Consider the following 24,518-nt stretch of genomic DNA (forward strand, 5'->3'; position numbering starts at 1 on the left):
GTGCGGGATCATCCGGTTCGGGACGGCTGGCATACCCTGGGGGTATGACTGCGATGGCGCCGACCCGTACCGTCCCCGACCTGTCGTTCCTGCTCGACCACACGAGCCATGTGCTGCGCACCCGGATGGCGGCGGCGCTCGCCGAGATCGGCCTCACCGCGCGGATGCACTGTGTCCTGGTGCACGCGCTGGAGGAGGAGCGGACCCAGATCCAGCTCGCGGAACTGGGCGACATGGACAAGACGACCATGGTCGTCACCGTGGACGCGCTGGAGAACGCCGGGCTCGCCGAACGCCGCCCGTCCGCGAAGGACCGCAGGGCCCGGATCATCGCCGTCACCGACCGGGGCGCCGAGGTGGCCCGGCGCAGCCAGGAGATCGTCGACGGCGTCCACTCGGAGGCCCTCGCCGCGCTCTCCGAGACCGAGCGCGCCACCATGCTCAGCGCCCTCGAAGCCCTCGCGACCGGGCATCTCGCCGCCCCCTCCGACCCTCCGGCCCCGTGTGGTGCGGCCCGCCGGGCCCGTGAACGCACCAGGACGCCCTGATCTAGCCCATCGGGCCGATATAGATAGTCTGTAACGGGACTATCTGTTAGGGTCTCTCTCGTCGTACCCGCTACTTCGAGGGAGATCCCGTGACGTCTGTTGTTCCGCCCGAGGCAGCGCCTCGGGCCCGCCGAGGGCTCGCGCTCGGGGTGCTGTCGGCGACGGGGCTGATGACGATCCTCGACGGGAGCATCGTCACCGTCGCGATGCCGGTGATCAAGGCGGAGCTCGGGTTCTCCGCGGCCGGGCTGAGCTGGATCGTCAACGCCTACCTGATCGCGTTCGGCGGGCTGCTGCTGCTCGCCGGGAGGCTCGGCGACCTGCTCGGCCGCAGGCTGATGTTCCTGGCCGGGAACGCGGTGTTCACCGGGGCGTCGGTGCTGGCGGGGGCCGCCGACAGCCGGGCGCTGCTCGTGGCCGCGCGGTTCGGGCAGGGCATCGGCAGCGCGATGGCCTCCGCGGTGGTGCTCGGCATCCTCGTGACGCTGTTCACCGAGCCGAAGGAACGTGCCAAGGCCATCGCCGTGTTCGCCTTCACCGGCGCCACCGGCGCGTCGCTCGGGCAGGTGCTCGGCGGGGTGCTCACCGACCTGCTCGACTGGCACTGGATCTTCCTCATCAACCTGCCGATCGGCCTGCTCACGATCGCGCTGGCGATTCCCGCGCTGCCGCGCGACCGCGGCCTCGGCCTCGCCGCGGGCGCCGACGTCGCGGGCGCGCTGCTGGTGACGTCCGGCCTGATGCTCGGCATCTACACGGTGGTCAGGGTCGAGGAGCACGGCTGGCTCGCCGCGCACACCCTCGGGCTCGGCGCCGTCTCCCTCGCCCTGATCGCCGGGTTCGTCGTACGGCAGGCCACCGCCGCGACCCCGCTGATGCCGCTGCGCGTCCTGCGGAACCGCGCCGTCGCGGGCGCCAACCTCGTCCAGATGCTCGCGCTGTCCGCGATGTTCGCCTTCCAGATCATCGTCGCGCTCTACATGCAGCAGATCCTCGGTTACGGCGCGCTGGAGACCGGGCTCGCGATGCTCCCGGCCGCCGTGACGCTCGGCCTCGTCTCCCTGTTCCTCTCCGCCCGGCTCATCACCCGCTTCGGCGCCCGCGCGGTGCTGCTGGCGGGCCTGGCCCTCCTGTTCGCCGCGATGCTGTGGCTCACCCGCATGCCCGTGGACGCCGCCTACACCACCGACCTCCTCCCCGTGATGCTCCTCCTCGCCGGCGGCGGCCTCGTCATCCCCGCCCTCACCACCCTGGGCATGTCCAACGCGAGCGAGGCCGACGCCGGCCTGACCTCCGGCCTGTTCAACACCACCCAACAGATCGGCATGGCCCTGGGCGTAGCCGTCCTCTCCACCCTCGCCGCCTCCCGCACCACCACCCTCAGCACCACCGGCACCCCCGCCCGCGAGGCCCTCGCCTCCGGCTACCACCTCGCCTTCGCCACCTCCGCCGCCCTACTCCTCGCCGCCTTCACCCTCACCCTCCTCATCCTGCGCCGCCCCACGCCCTGACCTGCCCAACCCCGGCCGGGCCGATCCGTGTGAGCGACGGATCGACCCGGCCAAGCCCATTCTCGCGGTCCGTGCCCCGGCGGCGGGCGGGGACCTGTCAGGCGCGCGGGACGAAGGTGCGGAAGCGGGTCGTGTCGAGTTCCACGGCCACGGGGGCGGGAAGGGCCACCGGCGCACCGAACGGAAAGGCGATCTTGTCTTCGTACTGCCCTTCCCGCGGCTTCGCGTACAGGGTGCACTGCCCGCCGAAGGGGTCGACGATCAAGTACAGCGGGATGCCGAAGCGGGCGTAGAGCCGTGGCTTGGCCACCGTGTCGTTGGTGGAGTTGGAGTGGGAGAGGACCTCGACCGCGAGGAGGACCTCTTCCGCCGGCCACCAGGTGCCGTCCTCGGCGGCGTCGTCCGAGAAGGGCACGAGGGCGAGATCGGGTTGTGGCAGGTCCGGGAACTTGGGGTGCTCGATGGTCTGCTCCAGCGAGCACTCCCAGCCGTCGTGGCCGGCGAGCAGTTGTGCCTCGATCGCGCGGATGAGGCGGGCATGCAGCCTTGGGGGGGAAGGCGACAAGATGATCTCCCCGTCGATCAGTTCCGCCTTGAAGCCCTCGGGAACGGCGAGTTCCGCGATGGCCACGCGGGGGTCACGGACACTGCCCGCGGGGTCCTGCCGATGACGGGTCGCCATGACGGTCACGGTAGCAACACCCCTCTCGCACGCCTACGGGCCGACGGCCACATTACCGTTTGATGACTCTGGGTCGCAAACCGATTGCGTATTGTCGCCAATGTCGGGGTTGTGGAAACGGGGATTGTGGAGGTTCATAGTCCTAGTTAGAATAGGATTATCGGGTTTGGGGGGAGGGTGTGGATGTTGATCTCGATTGACGCGGCGGAGGAGACGCCGTTGTTCGAGCAGATCGCGGCTTCGGTGCGGGCGGGGATTCTTGACGGGTCCATCCGGGTGGGGGATCGGATACCGACGGCGAAGGTGTTGTGCGCGTCGCTGGGGGTCAACCGGAACACCGTCCTGCACGCCTACCAGATGCTGCGTGACGAGGGGCTGCTTGAGTTGCGGCGCGGGCGTGGGGCGACGATCACCGGGCGGGCCGACACGCTGCGCGGGCTGTCGGACTCGGTGCGGGAGCTGGTCGAGCGGGCGCACGCCCTCGGGGTGTCTGCCGACACGCTCGCCCGGCTCGTCCGGGAATCAGCCCCCAGAGGCGACACCGCCGCCCCCGGGCGCGCTCCGGGCCCCGACACGGACGAAGACGTTGACGAAGGAGAACCGCGATGACCGAGACCAGACCACCCTCGATCCGACTGTTCCTGCTGCTCGGGGGGCTGCTCCCGCTTCTGATCACGGTGATCGCGGTCGTCGTCCAGCTCTTTGTGCTGTCGCGGCTGCCCGACCCGGCGGCGAGCCAGTGGTCGGCCACCGGCGAGCCGACGAACTTCGGCCTGCCCTGGGTGGCGCCGCTGGTGACGGGCCTGGTGGGCCTCGGCCTGCCCGTCGTCCTCCTGGTGACGTCCGTCGCCGCGCTGCGACGCCCGGAGGGCGTCCTGGTGTCCCGGCTGATGGGGGCGCTGTCGTTGGGCACCGCGGTGCTCATCGCGATCCTCGCGACGTGGAGCACCCTCGTCCAGGTCGACGTCGCGGACGCGGTGGACGCGCGGCTGCCCATCGCGGCGGCCCCTGTCGCGTTCGCGGCGGCCATCGCGGCGGGTCTGCTCGCCTGGTTGGTGCTGCCGCGCGAGGACACGGTGGCGCCGGGCACGCCCGCCGTCCCCCGCAGGCTCAGGGCGGGCGAGCGGGCCGTGTGGACCGGCACCGCCACCCTCCACCCGGGGGCCACCGCGCTGATCGTGCTGAGCTTCCTGGGCGTCGCCGTGGCCTCGATCGGCACCTCCGGGGCCGCCGCGTGGATCATGGCGGCCACCGCGCTCGTGGTGCTCGTCGCGGTCGCGACGACCCTGATGTTCCGGGTCAAGGTGGACGGCTCCGGGCTCGCCGTGACGTCCGTCGTGGGCCTGCCGCGCTTCCGGGTGCCGCTCGCCGACATCGCGTCCGTCGAGGTCGTCTCGGTCCGCCCGATGGCCCAGTTCGGCGGCTGGGGCGTCCGCCGGGTACCCGGCGCGATGGGCGTGGTGCTACGCGGCGGCGAGGCCATCCAGGTCACCCGCACCTCCGGCCCCCGCTTTGTGGTCACGGTCAAGGACGCCCAGACCGCCGCCTCCCTCCTCCAGGGCGAGGTGGACAGAGCAGCCACCCGACGCCGCAAATAGCCGACACCAAGACGAACGACCCTGGCTCGTGCCGTCGCGCGAGGACGCGGGCACACGTGCCTAGGCGGGCCCCGCATAGGTGTCGAAGGCCGTGGTGTCCAGGGTCAGGGCGACGGGGTCGGGCAGGTCGATCGGGTCGCCGAAGGCCGTGGTGCGCTGCTCCCGGTAGCCGGACCCGCCGGGGGACAGGTGCAGGGTGCACTTGCCGGTGAAGGGGTCGACGACGAGGTAGAGCGGGATGCCGAATCGGGCGTAGAGACGCGGTTTTTTGATCACGTCGTTGTCGGCGTTGCGGCGGGACAGGATCTCGGCGACGAAGGGGACCTGCTCGGCGCTCAGCGGAGCCTGGTAGGCGCTGCGGGGAATGGGGGCCGGATAGAGCAGGAAATCCGGTTCCGGCCGATCCTGGTGGCGCGGGTGGGCGAGGGTCTGTTCGGCGACGCACTGCCAGCGGTCGTCGCCGTCGAACTGCTTGATCAGCGCCCAGATGAGCAGCCAGTGCAGCGGCGTCCCCGAGGGTGCCACGATGATCTCCCCGTCGATCAGCTCCGCCTGGAGGCCCTCGGGAACGTCGAGCTCCTCGAAGAACCGCACGAGATCGGACGTCTGACGGGTTGCCATAACGGTCACGGTACCAACGCCCCTCTCGCGTGACTCAGGGCCAAGGGCACATTACCGAATGTTGACTCACTGTGCCAAGTCGATGGCGCAGCGTCGCTAATGTTGGGGTTTGGCCGTTTTGGTCGGGCGAGAGGGGCGGGGCCGGGATCAGGCTTCGGGGGTGGGTTTGGTGGGGGTGTCGATGCCGGCTTCTCGGCGTTGTTGGGGGGTGATGGGGGTGGGGGCGCCGGTGAGGGGGTCGAGGCCGGAGGCGGCCTTGGGGAAGGCGATGACGTCGCGGATGGTCTCGGCGCCGACGAGGAGGGTGACGAGGCGGTCGAGGCCCAGGGCGATGCCGCCGTGGGGGGGTGGGCCGTAGTTGAAAGCTTCGAGTAGGAAGCCGAATTGCGACCTTGCCGTCTCTTCGGACAGGCCGATGGCGGCGAAGGCCCGCTCCTGGACGTCCTTGCGGTGGATGCGGATCGAGCCGCCGCCCAGTTCCGTGCCGTTGAGCACGAGGTCGTAGGCGTTGGACAGGGCGGGGCCCGGGTCCTTGTCGAACGTGTCGAGGTACTCGGCAGTGGGGGCGGTGAACGGGTGGTGCATGGCGTGCCAGCCGGTCCGCACGCCGTTCTCGTCCTCGATGGGCTCGTACATCGGGAAGTCCACGACCCACAGGAACTTCCACGCCGACTCGTCGATGAGGCCGCCGCGACGGCCGATCTCCAGCCGGGCGGCGCCCAGCAGCTCCAGGGACGAGTGGCGGCGGCCCGCGGCGAAGAAGATCGCGTCGCCCGGCCGCGCGCCCGTGGCGGCCGCCAGGCCCGCCAGGTGCTCCTCGGACAGGTTCTTGGCGACGGGCCCGCGCAGCGAGCCGTCGGCGTCCAGGAGGACGTAGGCGAGGCCGCGCGCGCCGCGCTGCTTGGCCCAGTCCTGCCAGGCGTCCAGCTCCTTGCGGGTCTGCGCGGCGCCGCCCGGCATGACGACCGCGCCGACGTGCTCGGCCTGGAACACCCGGAAGGACGTCCCGGCGAAGTACCCGGTCAGGTCCACGAGCTCCTGGCCGAAGCGCACGTCCGGCTTGTCTGAGCCGTACTTGGCCATCGCGTCGGCGTAGGTCATCCGGGGCAGCGGGAGCGGCACGTCGTACCCGGCCAGCTCCTTCCACACCCGCGCCACCATCGCCTCGCCGACCGCGATGACGTCCTCCTGGTCGACGAACGACATCTCGACGTCCACCTGGGTGAACTCCGGCTGCCGGTCGGCGCGGAAGTCCTCGTCGCGGTAGCAGCGGGCGATCTGGTAATACCGCTCCAGGCCGCCGACCATGAGCAGCTGCTTGAACAGCTGCGGCGACTGCGGCAGCGCGTACCAGTGGCCCGGCTTCAACCGCGCGGGGACGAGGAAGTCACGCGCGCCCTCGGGGGTGGACGCCGTCAGGGTGGGCGTCTCCACGTCCACAAAACCACGTTCGCGCAGGACCTCGCGGATAAGGAACGTCGCCTCGGAGCGGGCCCTGAGCGCGCGCGCGGTGGCGTCGCGCCGGATGTCCAGGTACCGGTGGCGGAGGCGCACCTCCTCGTTGACGTTGACGTCGCCCTCGATCGGGAACGGCAGCGGCGCCGACTCCGACAGCACCTCGATGTCCTCGGCGACGACCTCGACCGCACCGGTCGGGATCTCCGGGTTCTCGTTGCCCTCGGGACGGACCCGCACGGCGCCCGTCACCTTCACGCAGAACTCCGAGCGCAGGTCGTGCGCGGTGTCCTCCTCGCGGAAGACGACCTGGACGGTGCCGGAGGCGTCCCGCAGGTCGATGAAGATCACGCCGCCGTGGTCGCGGCGGCGGGCCACCCAGCCGGCCAGCACGACAGTGGTGCCGGCGTCCTCCGCCCGGAGCGTGCCGGCCTCGTGCGTGCGAATCATGCGTACTTCCCCTTGAGAACTTCGATGACGTCGGTGAGCGGGATCTCGGTCTGCGTGCCGGTGGCCAGCTCCTTCAGCTGGACCGTCCCGGCGGCGAGATCTCGCTCGCCGAGGATGAGCGCCCAGTCGGCCCCGGACCGGTCGGCGCCCTTCATGCCCGCCTTCATGCTGCGCCCGCCGAACCCCTGGTCGGCCGGGATCCCGGCCCGGCGCAGCGCGGTGACCAGCCGGAAGACCTCGCGCGCGGCGGTGTCGCCCAGCGCCACCCCGTACACCTTGACGGCAGCCGCGGCGACGGCTGGGGCGTTCTCGGCCTCCATCGCCAGGACGATCCGGTCGAGGCCCAGGCCGAACCCGATGCCGGGCAGCGGGGGGCCGCCGATCGTCTCGGACAGGCCGTCGTAGCGGCCGCCGCCGCCGATGCCGGACTGGGCGCCCAGCAGTGGGTGATCGAACTCGAACAGGGTGCGGGTGTAATAGTCAAGGCCGCGCACGAGCCTGGGATTGTCCGTCCACGGGATCGACAGGTCGGCGAGGAGTTCGCGGACGCGGTCGTAGTGGGCCTTGCAGGCGGCGCACAGGTGGTCGGTGATGAGCGGCGCGTCAGCTAGTTGCGCCTTCACTTCGGGACGCTTGTCGTCCAGCACCCGCAGCGGGTTGATCTCGACCCGGGCGCGGGTCTCGGCGTCCAGGTCGAGGCCGCGCAGGAACGCCTGGAGCGCGGCCCGGTAGGCCGGACGGCATTCGGCGTCGCCGAGCGTGTTCAGGTGCAGCGTCACCTGGCGTAGGCCGAGGCCCTGGTAGTAGTCCCATGCCAGCGCGATCGTCTCGGCGTCGATAGCCGGGTCCTCGGAGCCGAGGGCCTCCAGGTCCACCTGGTAGAACTGCCGGTACCTGCCGGACTGCGGCTGCTCGTACCGGAACACCGGGCCCACCGCCCACACCTTCACCGGCAGCGCGCCCCGGTGCAGGTTGTGCTCCAGCACCGCGCGCAGCGCGCCCGCGGTGATCTCCGGGCGCAGCGTGACGGAGCGGCCGCCCTTGTCGTTGAAGGTGTACATCTCCTTCGTCACGACGTCGGTGGACTCGCCCACGCCGCGCGCGAACAGCTGCGTGTCCTCGAAGACCGGCAGCTCCAGGTAGGAGTAGCCGGCTCCGGCGGCGGCGGCGGCGAACGCGTCGCGGGCCGCCAGGAAGGCGGCGGAGCGCGGCGTGACGTATTCACTGACCCCCTTGGGGGCCTGGAAAGCACTCATTCGGGTTACAAGCCTCGTTTGGGTCCTTCGGCGGGCGCGAGATCCGACAGGTACGGATTGGTCACGCGCTCGCGGCCGATGGTCGTCTGGGGTCCGTGTCCCGGCAGGACCACGGTGTCGTCCGCCAGCGGCAGGCACACCCGGGCCAGGCTGCGCAGGATCGCCGTGTGGTCGCCGCCCGGCAGGTCGGTGCGGCCGATGGAGCCGGCGAACAGCAGGTCGCCGGAGAACATCACCTGGGTGGCGGTGCCGTCGTGCTCGAACGGGGTGCGGAACGTCACCGAGCCGGGCGTGTGGCCCGGCGCGTGGTCCACGGTCAGCCTCATCCCGGCGAGTTCCAGCTCGGCGCCGTCCGTCAGCTCCCTGACGTCGTCGGGCTCGCTCAGTTCGAGGCCGCCGAAAAGCTGCGCGGACGTCACCCCGAAGCCCTTGGCCGGATCGCTGAGCAGGTCGCGGTCGTCGGGATGGATGAACGCGGGGACGCCGCTCGCCCCGCACACGGGCGCGACCGACCACACGTGGTCGATGTGGCCGTGCGTGAGGATCACCGCCACCGGCTTCAGCTTGTGCTGCCGCAGGATGTCCTGGACGCCTTCCGTGGCGTCCTGGCCGGGATCGATGATCACGCACTCCTCGCCGGCGGCGGGCGCCACGACGTAGCAGTTCGTGGCGAACGATCCAGCGGGGAATCCGGCGACGAGCACTGTCGGCCTCTCTGTACGCGGCCCTTATGCCGGGGCCGCTTGGATGCACGGACTGAAACACGGAAGGTGAGCCCGAGCCTACCGGGGGGCCGTGTCCTCCCGCGAACGAGTATGGCCGTGTCCGCGCGGGTAGGGAGAGTTCCCCTCCCGCGGCACGTCGGGGCTCGGGAGACCGATAGCATGCCGTGCACTGATCTTCGGACGGACACGGCGGGGAAAGGCGAGGAGGCTGCCGGAGTGGCTGGCAAGGACCGGAAGAAGGAACTGGCGCGCCAGCGCTACGAGCGCCAGCAGGCGCGCCGCGAGGCCGAGCAGGCCGCCGCGCGCCGCAAGAGCGTCGTCGGCGGCGCGGTCGCCACCGCGGTGGTGATCCTCGGCGTGGCGGGCGGCGCCTGGTTCTTCACCAGGGACGACTCCTCCGACGAGCCCCTGGCGGCCCCGACGGCGAACCCGGGCGAGTGCCTGTACACGCCCAAGGGCGAGGCGTCCAAGGACGTCGGGACGCCTCCGGTCGTGCCCGCCTACGAGGGCCCGGTGGACGCCGTGGTGAACACCTCGGCGGGTGAGCTGACCTTCACCCTGGACGGCGAGAAGGCCCCCTGCACGGTGAACTCCTTCACCTATCTGGCCGAGGAGGGCTACTTCGACGGCACCTCCTGCCACCGCCTGACGGACAAGGTCCTGCAGTGCGGCGACCCCGACGCGACGGGCATGGGCGGCCCAGGCTACGAGTTCGCCAACGAGAACACCGAGGGCGCCCAGTACAAGAAGGGCGTCCTGGCGATGGCGAACGCCGGGGCGGACACCAACGGCAGCCAGTTCTTCATCGTGTACGAGGACTGGGACGACCTCCCGCCGGACTACACGGTCTTCGGCACCGTCGCCAAGGGCATCGGCGAGGTGGAGAAGATCGCCAAGGCCGGATCGGAGCCCGCGGGCGACGGCAAGCCCAAGACAAAGGTTGAAATCAAGAGCATCTCGATCGAACAGAACTAGCGGCCAGGGGCGCTAGTGTTTGGTAGGCCCGGAACACCAAACCGACAGTTCGGGCCACGACGCAGGAGGCAAGGGTGTCCAGCGCCACAGATCCGTGGGGCCGTGTCGACGAAGAGGGCACGGTCTACGTGAAGACCGCGGACGGCGAGAGGGTCGTGGGGTCCTGGCAGGCGGGCGCCCCCGAGGAGGCCCTTGCCTACTTCAAGCGCAAGTACGACTCCCTCGCCACCGAGATCGGGCTGCTCGAGCAGCGCATCAAGACCACCGACCTCGCGCCCGCCCAGGCCAGCAGCAGCATCGAGCGGCTGCGCGAGTCGGTCGTGGACGCCAACGCCGTCGGCGACCTCGACTCGCTCGTCGCCCGCCTGGACGCGCTGAACGAGCTCGCGGGCAAGAAGCGCGAGGAGCTGAAGGTCCAGCGCGACCACGCGCGCGGCGCGGCCCGTGAGGTCAAGGAGCGGATCGTCGCCGAGGCCGAGCGGATCGCGACCGAGGAGACGCACTGGAAGAACGGCGGCGAGCGCCTGCGCCAGCTCGTGGAGGAGTGGAAGGCCGCCGAGCGGATCGACCGCGCCACCGAGACGGTGCTGTGGAAGCGCCTGTCGGCGGCCCGCAACGCCTTCACCAAGCGCCGCAAGGCGTACTTCTCCTCGCTGGAGGACCAGCGCTCCTCCGCGCAGTCCGAGAAGGAGGCCCTGGTCGCCGAGGCCGAGGCGCTGTCCGGCTCCACCCACTGGAACGACACCGCCGCCGCCTACCGGAACCTGATGAACCGGTGGAAGTCGGCGGGCCGCGCGTCGCGGGAGGCCGAGGAGGAGCTGTGGGGCCGTTTCAAGGGCGCCCAGGACACCTTCTTCAACGCCCGTAAGGCGGCGTTCGACGAGCGGGACAAGGAGTTCGCGGGCAACGCCGAGGTCAAGGAGAAGCTGCTGGAGGAGGCCGAGCGCCTCGTCCCGGTGAAGAACCTCCGCCAGACCAAGCAGGCGCTGCGCTCCCTCCAGGAGCGCTGGGAGGCCGCGGGCATGGTGCCGCGCGACTCCCGGGACAGGCTCGAAGGCCGTCTCCGCAAGGTCGAGGACGCCGTCCGCCAGGCCGAGGAGTCCGAGTGGCGCCGCTCCAACCCGGAGGCCCGCGCCCGCGCTGAGGCCACCGTGGCCCAGCTCCGCACGAGCATCGCCCAGTTGGAGTCCAAGCTCGCCAAGGCCGAGACGGCGGGCAACGCCAAGGCGGTCAAGGACGCCGAGGAGGCCCTCACGGCCCGTCGCGCCTGGCTGGAAGAGGCCGAGCGCACCCTCGCCGAGTTCTCCGGCTGACACTTCGCTCACGAGGCCCGTCCCTGAGGGGGCGGGCCTTCGTCGTTGTCAGGCGGGTGGGGCGCAGGTGCCGTCGTCGCGGCCGAGGGAGGCGAGGAGGCGGGTGAGTTCGGAGGCGCCTCGGGGCGGGGTGCGGGGTGGGGCGACGAGGCCGTCGCGGCGTAGGGCCGGGGCGATCACCTGGGCGGTGGCGAGGGCGTGGTGGACGAGGTCGGAGGCCGGGTGCAGGGGGAGGGCCGCCGCTGTCGCGAGGTCCCAGGCGTGCACGACGAGTTCCAGGACGTAGGTGTCCAGGAGAGTGCGCAACGGGATCTCGCCGAAGCCGGGGAACGGGATGGGACGGTCCAGGGCGGCGGGCGTCAGCGCGGCCGTGCAGGCGGCGCGGGCCTCACGCCAGGACGTCGCCGGGTCGGGCCCGACGTAGGAGCCGGGGAAGGCGGTGGGGCCCGGCGGGGGAGCGCCCAACGCGAGCGCGACGATCTCGTGGTGGAACGCGATCACGTGGCCGAGGACGTCCCTGGCGGTCCAGCCCTCGCACGGCGAAGGGGAGTCCCAGGAGCCGGACGGCACCCTGAGGACGACGCCCTCGAAGAGGTCCTGGGCACGCGGCAGCCCACAGGGTGCGTCGGGGGCGGAGGACGTCATGGAGGACAAGGTGACTCCCGGGGCGGGTGCTCTGTCAACCGCAACGCCGGTTCCGGACTGCGCCGGATAGTGTCGCGGGTATGGACAGCCTGTTCGATGAGCCCGCCGAGGAGGCGCGGCGCGCGCACGAGCCGCTGGCGGTCCGGATGCGCCCCCGGAACCTCGACGAGGTCGTCGGCCAGAGCCACCTGACCGGCCCCGGCACCCCCGTCCGTCAGCTCGTGGAGCGCGACGCCCCCATGTCGCTGGTGCTGTGGGGGCCGCCCGGCACCGGCAAGACCACGCTCGCCTCGGTCGTCAGCCGGGCCACGAGCCGCCGGTTCGTGGAGATCTCGGCGGTCTCCGACGGGGTCAAGGCCGTCCGCGACGCGATCGCCGAGGCCAAGCGGCAGCTCGGCATGTCCGGGCGGCAGACGCTGCTGTTCGTGGACGAGGTGCACAGGTTCAACAAGGCGCAGCAGGACGCCCTTCTTCCCGCCGTCGAGAACCGCTGGGTCTCCTTCATCGGCGCGACCACCGAGAACCCGTTCTTCTCGGTGAACTCGCCGCTGCTGTCCCGCTCCCTGCTGCTCACCCTCCAGCCGCTCGGCGACGACGAGGTCCGCGAGGTCCTGAGAAGGGCGCTGACGGACGAACGGGGCATCACCGCGGAGCTGACCCCCGAGGCCGAGGACCACCTCGTCAGGCTCGCCGGAGGGGACGCCCGCCGCACCCTCACCTACCTGGAGGCCGCCGCCCTCGTCGGCGACGGCGAGATCACCGTCGACGTGCTGGAGAAGGCCGTCGACCAGGCGGCCGTCCGCTACGACAGGGACGGCGACCAGCACTACGACGTGATCAGCGCGTTCATCAAGAGCATCAGGGGCAGCGACCCGGACGCCGCCCTGCACTACCTCGCCAGGATGATCGTCGCGGGTGAGGACGCCCGGTTCATCGCCCGCCGCCTCATCGTGCACGCCTCCGAGGACATCGGCATGGCCGACCCGACAGCCCTCCAGACGGCGATCGCCGCGGCCCGCGCGGTCGAGCACGTCGGGCTGCCCGAGGCGCGGATCAACCTCGCCCAGGCGGTGATCCACCTCGCGCTCGCGCCCAAGTCCAACGCGGTGATCGTCGCGATCGACGAGGCGATGGGCGACGTCCGGCGCGGCAACGTCGGGCACGTGCCCAACCACCTGCGCGACGCCCACTACAAGGGCGCGGAGAAGCTCGGCCACGGCAAGGGCTACCTGTACCCGCACGACCATCCCGGCGGCGTCGTCGCCCAGCAGTACGCGCCCGACGAGCTGGCCGGACGGCGCTACTACCGGCCGACCCGGCACGGCGCCGAATCCCGCTGGACGGAGGTGCTGGAGCGGATCGGCAGGGTGCTGCGCGGCCGGGACCGGTGAGCTACCGCCGCGTAACCACCCGGGGCGCGCGATCACGGTAAGGTCGGGTGTACGGGTGCCCGGTACCGATGGCCCCGTGGGCCGTTCGAGCCCGCAAGCCCGCTGGGCGACCGCATACCGATGGGAAGACCCCGATGCTCACTGGTGGACAGCTCGCTGGTCTGATCGTTGCCGTCTTCTGGGCCGTGCTCGTCTGCTTCGTCTCGCTGGTGCTGCTGCGGCTGGCCAAGCTGCTGCGGGAGACCACCAAGCTGGTGACGGAGCTGGGCGACCAGGCGGCTCCGCTGCTGGACGACATGGCCAAGACCGTCGAGCAGGCCGCCGAGCAGCTCGACCGCACCGACGTGATCACCAAGCAGATGGCGGGCGTCAGCCAGAACGTCTCGGCGGTGACCACGGTGATGACGTCCGTCGTCAGTGGGCCGCTGGTGAAAGCAGCGTCGTTCTCCTACGGGGTGCGCAAGGCGCTCAGCCGTCCGTCGGAGCAGCCGCCCGCGAGGCCGCAGCTCCCCGCGCAGCGCAAGGGGCGTCGATGAGAAGGCTGTTCTGGATCGGCGTAGGCGCGGGAGCCGCCCTCTACGCCCAGCGCAAGACCGTCAAGTTCGTGCGCAGCCTGACCCCGCAGAACCTCGCGGTGCTGGCCGTGGAGCAGGCCGCCAAACGCGGCGAGGAGGCCGGCAACCGGCTGAAGGCGCTGGCCGAGGACGTCAGGTACCACATGGCCGTCCGGGAGGCCGAGCTCCAGGAGGCCATCGAGCTGGACCAGGCGCCGCCGCTGGATCCGCGCGGCGCGATCCCCGGCCGGGTGCTGCGGGCCAGGCCCGTGGGAAGCGACAGACCCGAGATCACCTACGACAAGAACGAGGACGGAACACATGGAGTCGGCTGAAATCGCGCGCCGATACCTGCGGTACTTCGAGGAGAAGGGGCACCTGGTGGTGCCCTCGGCAAGCCTCGTCGCCGAGGACCCGACGCTGCTGCTGGTGCCCGCAGGCATGGTTCCGTTCAAGCCGTACTTCCTCGCCCAGCGCACCCCGCCCGCGCCACGGATGACGAGCTGCCAGAAGTGCGTGCGGACCCCGGACATCGAAGAGGTCGGCAAGACCACCCGGCACGGCACGTTCTTCCAGATGCTCGGCAACTTCGCCATCGCCGACTACTTCAAGGAGCAGGCGATCCCCTACGCCTGGGAGCTGCTCACGAAGTCCCAGGCCGACGGCGGTTTCGGCTTCCCCGAGGAGAAGCTGTGGGTCACCGTCCTGCACGACGACGACGAGTCCGCCGAGCTGTGGCACAAGGTCGTCGGGGTGCCGATGGACCGGATCCAGCGGCGCGGCCTGGCCGACAACTTCTGGCACATGGGCGTCCCCGGCCCCGGCGGGCCCTGCTCGGAGATCTACTACGACCGAGGCCCCGAGCACGGCCGTGACGGCGGCCCCGAGGCCGACGAGGACAGGTACCTGGAGGTCTGGAACCTCGTCTTCATGCAGTTCCAGCTCGGCACCGTCCGGTCCAAGGTGGACTTCGACATCACCGGCGAGCTGCCCGCCAAGAACATCGACACCGGCATGGGCCTGGAGCGCATGGCGGCGATCCTGCAGGGCGTCGACAACATCTACGAGACCGACACGATGTGGCGGATCCTCGACCGGGCGGCCGACCTCACGAAGTCGCGCTACGGCAAGGACGCCACCGACGACGTCTCTTTGCGGGTCGTGGCCGACCACGTCAGGTCCGGGATGATGATGGTCGCGGACGGCATCATCCCGTCCAACGAGGGCCGTGGCTACGTGCTGCGCCGCATCCTGCGCCGGGCGATCCGCAAGCTGCGGCTGCTCGGCGGGCAGGAGGGCGGCCTCATGCACGAGCTGACCGACACCGCGATCAGGGCGATGGGCGAGCAGTACCCCGAGCTGATCCGGACCGCCGCCAACATCCACACGGTGATCGACGCCGAGGAGGAGAGCTTCCTCCGGACGCTGCGCACCGGCGAGTCGATCTTCGACGTGGCGGCCGCCGAGTCCAAGCGCTCCGGTCGCGGCGTCGTCGGCGGCTCCGACGCGTTCAAGCTGCACGACACCTACGGCTTCCCCATCGAGCTGACCCTGGAGATGGCCTCCGAGCAGGGCCTCAAGGTCGACGAGGACGGCTTCCGCCGGCTCATGCAGGAGCAGCGGGACCGGGCCAAGGCCGACGCCCGCGAGAAGAAGACCGGCAACGCCGACGTCACCGTGCTCGGCGACCTCCTGGACGCGGCGGGCGGCAAGACCGACTTCCTGGGCTACAGCGCCTACGACTCCGAGGCCCGCGTCGTCGGCCTGCTCGTGCACGGCGCGAACGTCCAGGAGGCGCCGCAGGGCACCGACGTCGAGGTGGTCCTGGACCGCACCCCGTTCTACGCCGAGGGCGGCGGCCAGCTCGCCGACCACGGCGTGATCAAGTTCCTGGGCGGCGCGGAGATCGAGGTGCACGACGTGCAGTCGCCGCTGCCCGGCCTCATCGTGCACCGAGGCAGGGTGCGCAGCGGCCTCGCCCGCTCCGGCGACACCGTGCTCGCCGAGATCGACAGGTCGCGCCGGATGGCGATCTCCCGCTCGCACAGCGCGACCCACCTCGTCCACGCGGGCTTCCGGGCCGCGCTCGGCGAGTCGGCCGCGCAGGCGGGCTCGGAGAACTCGCCCGGACGCTTCCGCTTCGACTTCACCGCCGCCGGGGCCGTCCCCGTCACGGTGCTGCGCGACGTCGAGCACGAGGTCAACGAGGTGCTCATGAACGACCTGGAGGTCAGGGCGTTCGTCACCTCGCAGTCCGAGGCCGTCGCGATGGGCGCGATGGCGCTGTTCGGCGAGAAGTACGGCGACGAGGTGCGGGTCGTGGAGATCGGCGAGTACTCGCGCGAGCTGTGCGGCGGCACCCACGTGGGCAGCTCGGGCCAGCTCGGCCTGATCAAGCTGATGAGCGAGTCGTCGATCGGCGCGGGCGTGCGGCGGATCGAGGCGCTCGTCGGCATGGACGCGTTCCGGTTCCTGGCCAAGGAGAACGTGCTCGTCAACCAGCTCGCCGACCAGGTCAAGGCGCGGCGCGAGGAGCTGCCCGAGCGGATCTCCGGGATCGTCACGAAGCTGCGCGAGGCCGAGAAGGACCTGGAGCGGCTGCGCGCCGAGCAGATCCTGGCCGCGTCCGCCGGGCTCGCCGAGGGCGCCAAGGACGTCGACGGCACCGCGTTCGTCGGCCACCGGGCCCCGGACGGGATCGGCGCGGACGACCTGCGCAAGCTCGCGATCGACGTCAGGTCCCGGCTTGAGGGCCGCCCGGCCGTCGTCATGATCACCGCGGTGCCGAAGGACAGGCCGGTCGTTGTGGTGGCCGTCAACGACCTCGGGCGCGAGCGCGGGCACAAGGCGGGCAAACTCGTCGGGCTGGCCGCCAAGGTGCTCGGCGGCGGCGGAGGCGGCAAGGACGACCTCGCCCAGGGCGGCGGCGCCGACCCCGGCCGGATCGAGGAGGCGCTCGCGGTGGTGGAGCGCCAGGTGGGCTCCGCGTGAGAAACGGTGTTCGGCTCGGGGTCGATGTGGGCAGTGTCCGGATAGGCGTTGCCCGCAGCGACCCCGCCGGCATCCTCGCCGTCCCCGTGGAGACGGTCCGAGCCGGACGGGGCGACGTCGCGCGCGTCACCGCCCTGGTGTCCGAGTACGAAGCCCTGGAGGTCATCGTGGGCCTGCCCGCGCATCTCTCCGGCAAGGAGGGTCCGGCAGCCGCTTCGGCCAGGGCATTTGCCACTAGATTGGCACGGAAACTCCCCTTCGGTACGGTACGGCTCTACGACGAGCGTCTGACCACCGTGACCGCCGCCAGCGGGCTGCGGTCGGGCGGGACCAAGGCCAAGGACCAGCGGCGGGTCATCGACCAGGCCGCGGCCACGGTTCTGCTGCAGGCGGCGCTCGACGCCGAGCGGCTGACCGGCAACCCGCCGGGCGTGCCCGTCAAGGGGAGAGAGTGAACGACGACTTCTGGGGTGAGGAGACGCGGCGCGACAGCCGCGCGGACCGCACCGAACAGCGCAAGCGGGACAAACGCAAGAAGCGCGGGGGCGGGGCCGCGGCGGTCGCCGCGATCCTCTTCCTTGTGGTCGTGATCGGCGGCGGTGGCTACTTCGGCTACACCAAGCTGGACACGTTCATGCGCCCGCCGGACTACAGCGGCGCGGGCAGCGGCGAGACGACGATCGAGGTGAAGGACGGCGACTACACGTCGTCCATCGCCGAGACCCTCTACAAGGCCGACGTGGTGAAGTCCAGCAAGGCTTTTATCAAGGCCGCCGAGGAGGAGCCCAAGATCCAGGGCGTCCAGCCGGGCTTCTACAAGATGCGCAAGCAGATGTCGGCGTCCTCCGCCGTCCAGCTCATCCTCGACCCGAAGGCCCGCGCCCACCTCGTCACGATCCCCGAGGGCCTGTGGGCGTCGGAGATCTACCAGCGCCTCTCGAAGGAGAGCGGCGTCCCCCTCAAACAGTTCAAGAAGATCAAGGTCAAGAACCTGGGCCTGCCCTCCTACGCCAAGGGCAACGTCGAGGGCTACCTCTTCCCGGGCCAGTACAGCCTCCCCCCGGACGCGTCGGCCACTGACCTCGTCAAGATGATGGTCGATCGCTTCAAGCAGCAGGTCGCGCCGCTGAACATCAAGCAAGGCGCCAAGAAGCGCGGCGTGACACCCGCCGAGATCATCAACATCGCCAGCCTCGTCCAGGCGGAGGCGGGCAAGGCGGAGGACCAGGGCAAGGTCGCACGTGTCGTCTACAACCGGCTCAAGATCGACATGTTCCTGCGGTTCGACACGCCCATCCTGTACGCGCACAAGCTGCGCATCTACGACGTGCGGAACCACCACCTGACGATCGACTCGCCCTACAACGTCTACGAGCACGCGGGGCTGCCCCCCGGCCCGATCAGCAATCCCGGCCTCACCGCCATCAAGGCGGCGCTCGACCCGACCCCGGGCAAGTGGCTCTACTTCGTCGCCGTGGACCCGACCAACCAGGTCACCGAGTTCGGTGAGACGGAGGCGGAGTTCTACAAGATGAAGGCGAAGTTCGAGAAGTGGTTGAAGGAGAACCCGCAGCCGTGACCCGCGCCGCCGTCCTCGGTTCGCCGATCGCCCACTCCCTGTCCCCGATCCTGCACCGGGCCGCCTACGCGGCCCTCGGTCTGGACGACTGGACGTACGAGCGGCACGAGTGCGCCGAGGACGGCCTCGCGGCCTACCTGGCCGAGGACTTCGTGGGCCTGTCCCTGACGATGCCGCTGAAGCGCGTCGCCCTGGATCTGGCCGACGAGCGCAGCGACCTCGCGGTGCAGGCGGGTGGCGCGAACACCCTGGTCCGCCTCCCGAACGGCGGCTGGGCGGCCGACAACACCGACGTCTACGGCATCGTCCAGGCCCTGGCCGAGGGCGGCGTTACCGAACTGGAGCACGTCGTCGTGCTGGGCGGCGGCGCGACCGCCGCCTCCAGCCTCGCGGCCGCCGCCCAACTCGGCGCCCGCCGCGCCATCCTGGCCGTCCGCACCCCCGAGCGAGCCGCCGCGACGGCCGAGGTGGGCGCCCGCTTCGGCCTCACGGTCGAGGTCCGCACGCTCACCGACCTCGCCGCCCTCCTCACCACCGACCTCCTCTTCTCCACCCTTCCCGGTGACGGCGCCGCCCCCTACGCCGACCTGATCGCCGACGCCAAGATCCCCGTCTTCGACGCCATCTACGCCCCGTGGCCCACCGCCCTCGCGACCGCCGTCCTCACCACCCACGGCACCGTCGTCAACGGCTTCGCCATGCTCCTCCACCAGGCCGTCCGCCAGGTAACCCTCATGACCGGCCAGACCGCCCCGGTCGAAGCCATGCGAGCCGCCGGCAACACCGAACTCACCCGCCGCGAACAGGCCCGCCGAGCAGCCCAGAACCCCACCTGACCCACACCCGCGCCCGACGAGGGACCGGGCCCCGGCAACGCCTCATTGAGGGCCCACCAGCGGTCCCAGGGCCGCGCGGGAGGGCGCGCGGCCGGGGCATCGGGTCAGGCGTTGCTGGAGGGGGACCAGAGGTTGAGGCCGGCTTCTACGGCGTTGGTGTCTATGGCGGCTAGTTCTTCGGGGGTGAAGGTGGGGTTGTTGAGGGCGGTTAGGCTGTCTTCTAGTTGGGGGACGCTGCTGGCGCCGATGAGGACGGAGGTTACTCGGGGGTCTCGGAGGGACCAGGAGAGGGCTAGTTGGGCCATGGTTTGGCCTCGGGTGGTGGCTAGGGTGTTGAGGGAGCGGACGTGGTTGAGGATCTCGTCGCTCAGGTGTTCGGGGCGGAGGAAGCGGTTCTGGGTGGCTCGGGAGCCCTCGGGGATGCCCTCTAGGTAGCGGTTGGTGAGGACACCTTGGGCTAGGGGGGAGAAGGCGATGCAGCCGATTCCTTCGGTTTCCAGGGTGTCCAGGAGGCCGCCTTCGATCCAGCGGTTCAGCATGGAGTAGGAGGGCTGGTGGATGAGGAGGGGGGTGCCCATGGCGCGGAGGATGGCTGCGGCCTCGATCGTCCGCTCTGGGGAGTAGGAGGAGATGCCGGCGTAGAGGGCCTTGCCGGAGCGGACGGCGTGGTCCAGGGCGCCCATCGTCTCTTCCAGCGGGGTTTCGGGGTCGAATCTGTGGCTGTAGAAGATGTCTACGTAGTCGACGCCCATGCGCTTGAGGGACTGGTCGAGGCTGGCGAGCAGGTACTTGCGTGAGCCCCATTCGCCGTACGGGCCCGGCCACATGTCGTATCCGGCCTTGGTGGACAGCACGATCTCGTCCCGGTAGGGCCGGAAGTCCTGGGCGAAGATCTCGCCGAAGTTCGCCTCCGCCGAGCCCGCCGGGGGGCCGTAGTTGTTGGCGAGGTCGAAGTGGGTGACACCCAGGTCGAAGGCGCGGCGCAGGATCGCGCGCTGGGTGTCGCGCGGCTTGTCGTCGCCGAAGTTGTGCCACAGGCCGAGCGAGATGACGGGCAGCTTCAGCCCGCTCCGCCCGCACCTGCGGTAGGGAAGGTTGTCGTAGCGGTCTGCCGCAGCGGTGTAACTCATGATCACGAGTTTAGGCGGGGTCGGAGGGTCGTTCGACGGGCACGGGAGGCAGCACCGCCGTCGTTTCGGCGGTGTCCGGGGCGGGGTGGGCGAGGGTGAGGTGGAGGTCGCCGCCGCAGTGCGGGCAGGCGACGGTGGCCGTCGTGGGCGCGGCGGAGGCGGCGGGACGGGCCGGGGCGCGGCGCAGGCCGGGCGCGGCGACGAGCAGGAGGAGCAGCAGCGGCCACGCCCACGGGTAGGAGGAGGTCTCGGCGGTGAAGACGACGTCGCGGGCCTGGCCCTCGATCTGGCCGCGCACCTGGTAGGAGCCGAACGCGGGACCGCCGAACTTCACCGGCACCCGGAACGTGCGGGACTCGCCGGGCTCGACCGTGCCGAGCGCGGGCGCGGTGAGGATGCCCGTCGGGTCGGGCGCGCGGCCTACCGCGAGCGTCACGGGCGCGTCGGAGACGGGCAGGTCGCCATCGTTCTTCACGGTGAAGACAAGGGTGCGCTCCGCAGGGCCACCGAACCAGGCGGAAGAGAAGCCGCCGCCCTCCAGCGCGACCCGCGTCACCGTGAGGGACGGCGTGGAGGCGTCCGCCTCGGCCCGCTGCGCCTCGCTGAGCGTCCGGACGCCCTTGACGCTGATCGGGACGGTCCTGGCCTGGCCGCCGCCCACGGGCCGCACCGACACCACGCAGGGGCAGCCCACCGGGGGTTTGGCGACGGTGAGGAGAGCCGTCGCGGTGCCTTGCGGGCCGACGAACGTCGTCGCGGAGGAGCCGACGGCGCAGTCGGCGGTGCCGCGCCGTCCCTCGTTGCCGCACAGCTCGATCGCGACGTTGCCGCTGGGCCAGCCCGCGAGCCGTACCGTCACGGTCTGGCCGGGCGCGACCTCCTGCCGGTCGACTTCGACGGTCGGGCCCTGCGCGCCCAGGGGCAGGAGGGCCAGGGAGGCCACCAGGACGGACTTCACTTCTTCTACCTCTTCAGCGTCGGACTACGGGTGCCGGGGGGTTCAGCGGCGGGACGGAAGGCGGCGCCGGATGAGGAGCAGGCCGACGACCACAACAACACCGAGCACCACCCAGGGCACCGCCCAGAAGGTGATGGACCGGGTCGTCGGCGAGAGCCGGGTCGGGGACAGGCCGCCGGGGTCCGACGGCGTAAGCCGCACCGCCGCCTTGAGCGGCCCGGCGGGCAGCACGCCGCTGATCTCGTCGGTGAACGTGTAGGACGAGCCGGGCAGCAGTTCGGGGATGTCGCGGTCGGCCGGGGTGCCCTGCGGCCAGGTGAACAGCGCCTCGGTGTAGACGTGGGCGCGCGCGGTGAGCCGGATGTTGCCGGTGTTGGTGACCCGGTAGCTCACCTTGACCTTGCGGTTCCCGACGAGGGGGCCGTCGTGGGAGGCGGTGATCCGGTCGACCTTGAGGGCGCTCGTCGTCGGGCCGTTCACGCGCAGGTGGAGGCGGGCGGCGACGCGCCTGTCCACGTTGACCTTCTGGCCGCCGCCCGTCGTCTCCTGCTGCGTCACGGCCGCGAGGACGCCGCCGGAGTGGTCGCCGGGCGTCGCGTTCTTGGGCACCCTGACGGTGAAGGGCACGTCCACCCGCTTGCCGGGCTTCACGGTGAAGGTGCGCTTGTTCAGGGTGATCCACGAGCCGACGTCGTCGGGCTTGCGGTCGGCGGTGAGGAGCGCGAAGGAGCCGTCGGCGGTGTTGAAGGCGTCGGTGGCGTACACCTTGAAGGTCAGCTTCTCGGTGCCTCGGTTGGTGATGCCGACCGTGTCCTGGATCGTCGCGCCGGGCGCGGCGGCGTAGCTGAAGTAGTCGCGGCCGGTCGGCCCCTTGGGGCCCGAGGGCTGGACGGACCAGCTGAAACCGGGCGACGGGGCGAGCGCGAGCGCGGTGGCGAGTACCAGGTTGGTGATCATGGTCGGACTCCGGGGAGAATGGCGGGGTGCGGGATGAGGGCGCCGTTACCGTCCTCATCCCGCACGTACTTGCGTCCCGCCCGTGGGGGAGCGGGGTGCGCCCGGCCCTTAGGACAGGGTCAGGGTGAGCGTGCCGGTGTAGGTGCCGGTCGCGGCGCCCGCCGGGATGTTCAGGCTCAGGCCGGCGCCCAGCTCGAAGAGGCCGCCGCTGACGCCGCCGTCGGCGGAGCCGAGGGTGCGGGCCTGGTCCAGGCCGGAGACGGCCGGGCCGGGGGTCAGCACCGCGTTGGAGCCGTCGGAGACGACGGCGCCGGACGGGGTCCAGGACAGGTTCGCGCCCGGGATGACGCCGCCGCCGGCGGAGGCGAAGTCGCCGACCTGGCCGACGAGGCTCCAGCCCGCGCCGGTGCCACGGGTGTCGGAGACCGTCACCGGGTTGAGGTCGCCGGTCGAGGTGCCGCCACGGGGCGCGCTGGTGAGCGCCACGTTCTGGCCGGAGACCGAGAGGGTCAGCGCGCCCTCGCCGGTCACCTCGGTGGTGATGGTCTGCTCGCCGGTGGCCGCGCCGGGCTCACCCGGGTTGCCGGGCTCGCCGGGGTTGCCCGGGTTCTCCGCACCCTGGAACGTCACGGGGGTGAACGTGTCCTGGGAGCGGTCGGCGGCGCCGTGCGCGGCCATCGTGATGACGTAGCACTGGGTGACGAGGCAGTCGATGGCGGTGCCCGCGCCGTCGGTGTACTGCGCCTTGATGTCGGGCAGGGTGATGCTGAAGGTGCCGTCGGCGTTCAGCTTGTCCTGGCCGCCGGTCGGGGCGCCGTTCTTGTGCACCCACTTGACCTTCTGGAAGGCGCCGGCGTTGGTGTTCCAGCCGGGGCTGGTGTCGCGCCAGCCGAAGCCGACGTAGACGCCGAAGCCGTTGTTGCCGTTCGGGTCGAAGCCCGCGCCGGTGATGGTCAGCGTCTGGCCGGCCGGGTCGACGGCGGTCGCCGGGGTGACCGTCACCTCCGGGCCCGCCGCGTACGCGGGGGAGGCGAGTCCGGCGACGAGGCCGGCGCCCACCAGGATGGGGAGAGCGCGCTTGCGCACGTGTTCCTCCTTGTTGAGGGAAACAGAATGTTAGGTAAGCCTTACCTAACAGATCTCCGCTAACTTAGCGGATGTCCTAGAGGTGCTGTAAAGGAGCCCGCCATGTCCGACCTTCCGTTCGGTCCCGACGCCGTCGCGGCGATCGCCGCGCACATGAACGGCGACCACGCCGACGACAACGTGCTCATCTGCCGGGCGTTCGGCGGGGTCGAGCCGACCTCGGCGCGGGTCACCGGCCTGGACGCGGAGGCGATGGTGTTCGCCGCCGTCGTCGACGGGTCCGAGGTCGAGGTGCGGGTGCCGTGGAGCGAGCCGCTCCAGGACCGTGGCTCGGTCCGCCGCGAGGCGGTGCGGATGTACACCGAGGCGTGCGCGAAGCTGGGCGTCGAACCGCGCGGCGCGCACTGACGTGAGGGGTGGCATGGCCGTGGCTCAGCCGCGGGTCGGGAGGCGTCGCAGCAGTCTGCGCGCGCCGAGGCCCGCGGCGACCGCGACGGCCATCGCCGCCCAGAACGGCCACGGCGAGGACGTGTCGGTCGCGGAGACGGTGACGGCGGCCAGCGGGCTCGCGGCGGGCGCGTCGGGGGCCGTCGCGCCGGAGGTGGCGGGGGCCCCGGTCTGCACCGGGCCGGTGGACGGCTTGGCGGCGGGTGTGTTTCCGGCCGTCGTGCCGCTGTTCGTGTTGCCCGTGTTGCCCGAGGTGCCGCCGGGGTTCGTCGCGCCGCCGGTGCCCGATCCGCCGCTCTTGCCCTTGAACGTCACGGGGGTGAAGGTGTCCTGGCTGCGGTCGCGGGCGCCGTGCGCGGCCATCGTGATGATGTAGCACGGGGTGGCCGTGCAGTCGACCTTCTTGCCGTTCCCGTCCGTGTAACGGGCCTGCACCAAAAGGGTCACGGAGAAGCCGCCGGCGTCCGTCATCGGGGCCTGTCCCGCGCCCCCCGAGGCGCCGCCCTTGTGCACCCACTTGGCGGCGCCGTACAGGTTGGCGTCCTGGGCGAAGTTCGCGGTGCGCGGTCCGAAGACGACATACACCCCGAATCCATTGTTAGCGGTGGGGTTGAACCCGGAACCGCTGATGGAGATGGTCGTTGTGCCGGAGGAAGGGAGGCCGCTGGAGGGTGACACCCGGACGGACGCCGCCGAGGCGGGGGTGGCGGTCGCGACGGTCAGCGCGCAGGCCGCGCCGACCGCCAGGAGCGCGGCCAGAGGACGGGTCGTACTCATGCAAGGCCAATCGGAGGAGGAGGGCTGGTCAGT

General features: G+C 71.1%; 25 protein-coding genes. 14 read left to right on the forward strand and 11 right to left on the reverse strand.

The annotated features are described in order from the left end of the window. The first annotated feature begins 44 nt into the window (after window positions 1-44). Both LO762_RS07280 and LO762_RS07285 read left to right on the forward strand, forming a co-directional pair. Window positions 45-548, forward strand: coding sequence for a MarR family winged helix-turn-helix transcriptional regulator (locus tag LO762_RS07280; protein WP_230613420.1), 504 nt, complete (start codon window positions 45-47; stop codon window positions 546-548). Between the two features lie 89 nt (window positions 549-637). After that, a complete protein-coding gene (locus tag LO762_RS07285; RefSeq protein WP_308103494.1) occupies window positions 638-2,059 on the forward strand; it encodes an MFS transporter in 1,422 nt (473 codons plus the stop codon). 97 nt (window positions 2,060-2,156) lie between these two features. Here LO762_RS07285 and LO762_RS07290 read toward each other — a convergent pair whose 3' ends face one another. Continuing rightward, window positions 2,157-2,741 (reverse strand): Uma2 family endonuclease, encoded by a 585-nt coding sequence (locus LO762_RS07290; protein ID WP_230613612.1) that lies wholly within the window; start codon window positions 2,739-2,741, stop codon window positions 2,157-2,159. 183 nt (window positions 2,742-2,924) lie between these two features. Here LO762_RS07290 and LO762_RS07295 point away from each other — a divergent pair, with 183 nt between their 5' ends. Both LO762_RS07295 and LO762_RS07300 read left to right on the forward strand, forming a co-directional pair. After that, window positions 2,925-3,350, forward strand: a complete 426-nt coding sequence (locus LO762_RS07295) for a GntR family transcriptional regulator (RefSeq protein ID WP_230613421.1) — start codon at window positions 2,925-2,927, stop codon at window positions 3,348-3,350. Then, entirely contained in the window at window positions 3,347-4,339 is a 993-nt protein-coding gene (locus tag LO762_RS07300) for a DUF1648 domain-containing protein (RefSeq protein ID WP_230613422.1), read from the forward strand. The genes LO762_RS07295 and LO762_RS07300 overlap by 4 nt, the downstream gene beginning before the upstream one ends. Window positions 4,340-4,399: 60 nt before the next feature. On the opposite strand, the gene LO762_RS07305 is transcribed toward LO762_RS07300, so the two are convergent. From LO762_RS07305 to LO762_RS07320, 4 genes are all read right to left on the reverse strand, one after another. Beyond that, entirely contained in the window at window positions 4,400-4,960 is a 561-nt protein-coding gene (locus LO762_RS07305; RefSeq protein ID WP_230613423.1) for a Uma2 family endonuclease, read from the reverse strand. Between the two features lie 147 nt (window positions 4,961-5,107). Beyond that, on the reverse strand, window positions 5,108-6,865 hold the full coding sequence (aspS, locus tag LO762_RS07310) for an aspartate--tRNA ligase (protein WP_230613424.1): 1,758 nt from the start codon (window positions 6,863-6,865) through the stop codon (window positions 5,108-5,110). Beyond that, window positions 6,862-8,121, reverse strand: coding sequence for a histidine--tRNA ligase (gene hisS / locus LO762_RS07315; RefSeq protein WP_230613425.1), 1,260 nt, complete (start codon window positions 8,119-8,121; stop codon window positions 6,862-6,864). Before hisS ends, aspS begins: the two co-directional genes overlap by 4 nt. 5 nt (window positions 8,122-8,126) lie before the next feature. Next, window positions 8,127-8,825, reverse strand: a complete 699-nt coding sequence (locus LO762_RS07320; protein ID WP_230613426.1) for an MBL fold metallo-hydrolase — start codon at window positions 8,823-8,825, stop codon at window positions 8,127-8,129. A 237-nt stretch (window positions 8,826-9,062) separates the two neighbouring features. On the opposite strand from LO762_RS07320, the gene LO762_RS07325 reads away from it, so the two are divergent. Next, on the forward strand, window positions 9,063-9,821 hold the full coding sequence (locus tag LO762_RS07325) for a peptidylprolyl isomerase (RefSeq protein ID WP_230613427.1): 759 nt from the start codon (window positions 9,063-9,065) through the stop codon (window positions 9,819-9,821). Between the two features lie 74 nt (window positions 9,822-9,895). Then, window positions 9,896-11,134, forward strand: a complete 1,239-nt coding sequence (locus LO762_RS07330) for a DUF349 domain-containing protein (RefSeq protein ID WP_230613428.1) — start codon at window positions 9,896-9,898, stop codon at window positions 11,132-11,134. Window positions 11,135-11,182: 48 nt separating this feature from the next. Here the strand turns inward: LO762_RS07330 and LO762_RS07335 are convergent, their stop codons facing one another. Next, window positions 11,183-11,779, reverse strand: coding sequence for a TIGR03086 family metal-binding protein (locus LO762_RS07335; protein ID WP_230613429.1), 597 nt, complete (start codon window positions 11,777-11,779; stop codon window positions 11,183-11,185). Window positions 11,780-11,859: 80 nt separating this feature from the next. On the opposite strand from LO762_RS07335, the gene LO762_RS07340 reads away from it, so the two are divergent. The 7 genes from LO762_RS07340 (at window position 11,860) to LO762_RS07370 (ending at window position 19,130) form a co-directional block, all read left to right on the forward strand. After that, window positions 11,860-13,170, forward strand: coding sequence for a replication-associated recombination protein A (locus tag LO762_RS07340; RefSeq protein ID WP_230613430.1), 1,311 nt, complete (start codon window positions 11,860-11,862; stop codon window positions 13,168-13,170). A 134-nt stretch (window positions 13,171-13,304) separates the two neighbouring features. Continuing rightward, window positions 13,305-13,706: a DUF948 domain-containing protein gene (locus LO762_RS07345; RefSeq protein ID WP_230613431.1), complete on the forward strand. Its 402-nt coding sequence runs from the start codon at window positions 13,305-13,307 to the stop codon at window positions 13,704-13,706. After that, window positions 13,703-14,059, forward strand: a complete 357-nt coding sequence (locus LO762_RS07350) for a hypothetical protein (protein ID WP_230613432.1) — start codon at window positions 13,703-13,705, stop codon at window positions 14,057-14,059. The genes LO762_RS07345 and LO762_RS07350 overlap by 4 nt, the downstream gene beginning before the upstream one ends. Then, window positions 14,046-16,715 (forward strand): alanine--tRNA ligase, encoded by a 2,670-nt coding sequence (gene alaS / locus LO762_RS07355; RefSeq protein ID WP_230613433.1) that lies wholly within the window; start codon window positions 14,046-14,048, stop codon window positions 16,713-16,715. Before LO762_RS07350 ends, alaS begins: the two co-directional genes overlap by 14 nt. Beyond that, window positions 16,712-17,170: a Holliday junction resolvase RuvX gene (ruvX, locus tag LO762_RS07360; RefSeq protein ID WP_230613434.1), complete on the forward strand. Its 459-nt coding sequence runs from the start codon at window positions 16,712-16,714 to the stop codon at window positions 17,168-17,170. The genes alaS and ruvX overlap by 4 nt, the downstream gene beginning before the upstream one ends. Beyond that, window positions 17,167-18,294 (forward strand): endolytic transglycosylase MltG, encoded by a 1,128-nt coding sequence (mltG, locus tag LO762_RS07365; protein WP_230613435.1) that lies wholly within the window; start codon window positions 17,167-17,169, stop codon window positions 18,292-18,294. The genes ruvX and mltG overlap by 4 nt, the downstream gene beginning before the upstream one ends. Further along, window positions 18,291-19,130: a shikimate dehydrogenase gene (locus tag LO762_RS07370; RefSeq protein WP_230613436.1), complete on the forward strand. Its 840-nt coding sequence runs from the start codon at window positions 18,291-18,293 to the stop codon at window positions 19,128-19,130. The genes mltG and LO762_RS07370 overlap by 4 nt, the downstream gene beginning before the upstream one ends. Before the next feature lie 104 nt (window positions 19,131-19,234). Here LO762_RS07370 and mgrA read toward each other — a convergent pair whose 3' ends face one another. From mgrA to LO762_RS07390, 4 genes are all read right to left on the reverse strand, one after another. Continuing rightward, a complete protein-coding gene (mgrA, locus tag LO762_RS07375) occupies window positions 19,235-20,260 on the reverse strand; it encodes an L-glyceraldehyde 3-phosphate reductase (RefSeq protein ID WP_230613437.1) in 1,026 nt (341 codons plus the stop codon). A 10-nt stretch (window positions 20,261-20,270) separates the two neighbouring features. After that, window positions 20,271-21,218: a hypothetical protein gene (locus LO762_RS07380; protein ID WP_230613438.1), complete on the reverse strand. Its 948-nt coding sequence runs from the start codon at window positions 21,216-21,218 to the stop codon at window positions 20,271-20,273. A 42-nt stretch (window positions 21,219-21,260) separates the two neighbouring features. Next, window positions 21,261-22,175 carry a WxL protein peptidoglycan domain-containing protein gene (locus LO762_RS07385; RefSeq protein ID WP_230613439.1) on the reverse strand — a complete coding sequence of 305 codons (915 nt, stop codon included), beginning with the start codon at window positions 22,173-22,175 and terminating at the stop codon, window positions 21,261-21,263. Window positions 22,176-22,283: 108 nt separating this feature from the next. Beyond that, a complete protein-coding gene (locus LO762_RS07390) occupies window positions 22,284-23,261 on the reverse strand; it encodes a WxL domain-containing protein (RefSeq protein WP_230613440.1) in 978 nt (325 codons plus the stop codon). Between the two features lie 102 nt (window positions 23,262-23,363). On the opposite strand from LO762_RS07390, the gene LO762_RS07395 reads away from it, so the two are divergent. After that, window positions 23,364-23,669 carry a DUF2470 domain-containing protein gene (locus LO762_RS07395; RefSeq protein WP_230613441.1) on the forward strand — a complete coding sequence of 102 codons (306 nt, stop codon included), beginning with the start codon at window positions 23,364-23,366 and terminating at the stop codon, window positions 23,667-23,669. Window positions 23,670-23,693: 24 nt separating this feature from the next. Here the strand turns inward: LO762_RS07395 and LO762_RS07400 are convergent, their stop codons facing one another. Next, window positions 23,694-24,485: a hypothetical protein gene (locus tag LO762_RS07400; protein WP_230613442.1), complete on the reverse strand. Its 792-nt coding sequence runs from the start codon at window positions 24,483-24,485 to the stop codon at window positions 23,694-23,696. Window positions 24,486-24,518: the final 33 nt, after the last annotated feature.

This window comes from Actinocorallia sp. API 0066 (genome assembly GCF_020991275.1).
In the GTDB taxonomy this organism is placed as follows: Bacteria; Actinomycetota; Actinomycetes; order Streptosporangiales; family Streptosporangiaceae; genus Actinocorallia.

Excerpts from the sequence above, each read along its gene's own strand:
- LO762_RS07280 (WP_230613420.1), top strand. The coding sequence starts at position 45 with ATGACTGCGATGGCGCCGACCCGTACCGTCCCCGACCTGTCGTTCCTG.
- LO762_RS07290 (WP_230613612.1), bottom strand. The coding sequence starts at position 2,741 with ATGGCGACCCGTCATCGGCAGGACCCCGCGGGCAGTGTCCGTGACCCC.
- LO762_RS07295 (WP_230613421.1), top strand. The coding sequence starts at position 2,925 with ATGTTGATCTCGATTGACGCGGCGGAGGAGACGCCGTTGTTCGAGCAG.
- LO762_RS07300 (WP_230613422.1), top strand. The coding sequence starts at position 3,347 with ATGACCGAGACCAGACCACCCTCGATCCGACTGTTCCTGCTGCTCGGG.
- LO762_RS07305 (WP_230613423.1), bottom strand. The coding sequence starts at position 4,960 with ATGGCAACCCGTCAGACGTCCGATCTCGTGCGGTTCTTCGAGGAGCTC.
- aspS (WP_230613424.1), bottom strand. The coding sequence starts at position 6,865 with ATGATTCGCACGCACGAGGCCGGCACGCTCCGGGCGGAGGACGCCGGC.
- hisS (WP_230613425.1), bottom strand. The coding sequence starts at position 8,121 with ATGAGTGCTTTCCAGGCCCCCAAGGGGGTCAGTGAATACGTCACGCCG.
- LO762_RS07335 (WP_230613429.1), bottom strand. The coding sequence starts at position 11,779 with ATGACGTCCTCCGCCCCCGACGCACCCTGTGGGCTGCCGCGTGCCCAG.
- LO762_RS07340 (WP_230613430.1), top strand. The coding sequence starts at position 11,860 with ATGGACAGCCTGTTCGATGAGCCCGCCGAGGAGGCGCGGCGCGCGCAC.
- LO762_RS07345 (WP_230613431.1), top strand. The coding sequence starts at position 13,305 with ATGCTCACTGGTGGACAGCTCGCTGGTCTGATCGTTGCCGTCTTCTGG.
- LO762_RS07350 (WP_230613432.1), top strand. The coding sequence starts at position 13,703 with ATGAGAAGGCTGTTCTGGATCGGCGTAGGCGCGGGAGCCGCCCTCTAC.
- alaS (WP_230613433.1), top strand. The coding sequence starts at position 14,046 with ATGGAGTCGGCTGAAATCGCGCGCCGATACCTGCGGTACTTCGAGGAG.
- mgrA (WP_230613437.1), bottom strand. The coding sequence starts at position 20,260 with ATGAGTTACACCGCTGCGGCAGACCGCTACGACAACCTTCCCTACCGC.
- LO762_RS07385 (WP_230613439.1), bottom strand. The coding sequence starts at position 22,175 with ATGATCACCAACCTGGTACTCGCCACCGCGCTCGCGCTCGCCCCGTCG.
- LO762_RS07395 (WP_230613441.1), top strand. The coding sequence starts at position 23,364 with ATGTCCGACCTTCCGTTCGGTCCCGACGCCGTCGCGGCGATCGCCGCG.
- LO762_RS07400 (WP_230613442.1), bottom strand. The coding sequence starts at position 24,485 with ATGAGTACGACCCGTCCTCTGGCCGCGCTCCTGGCGGTCGGCGCGGCC.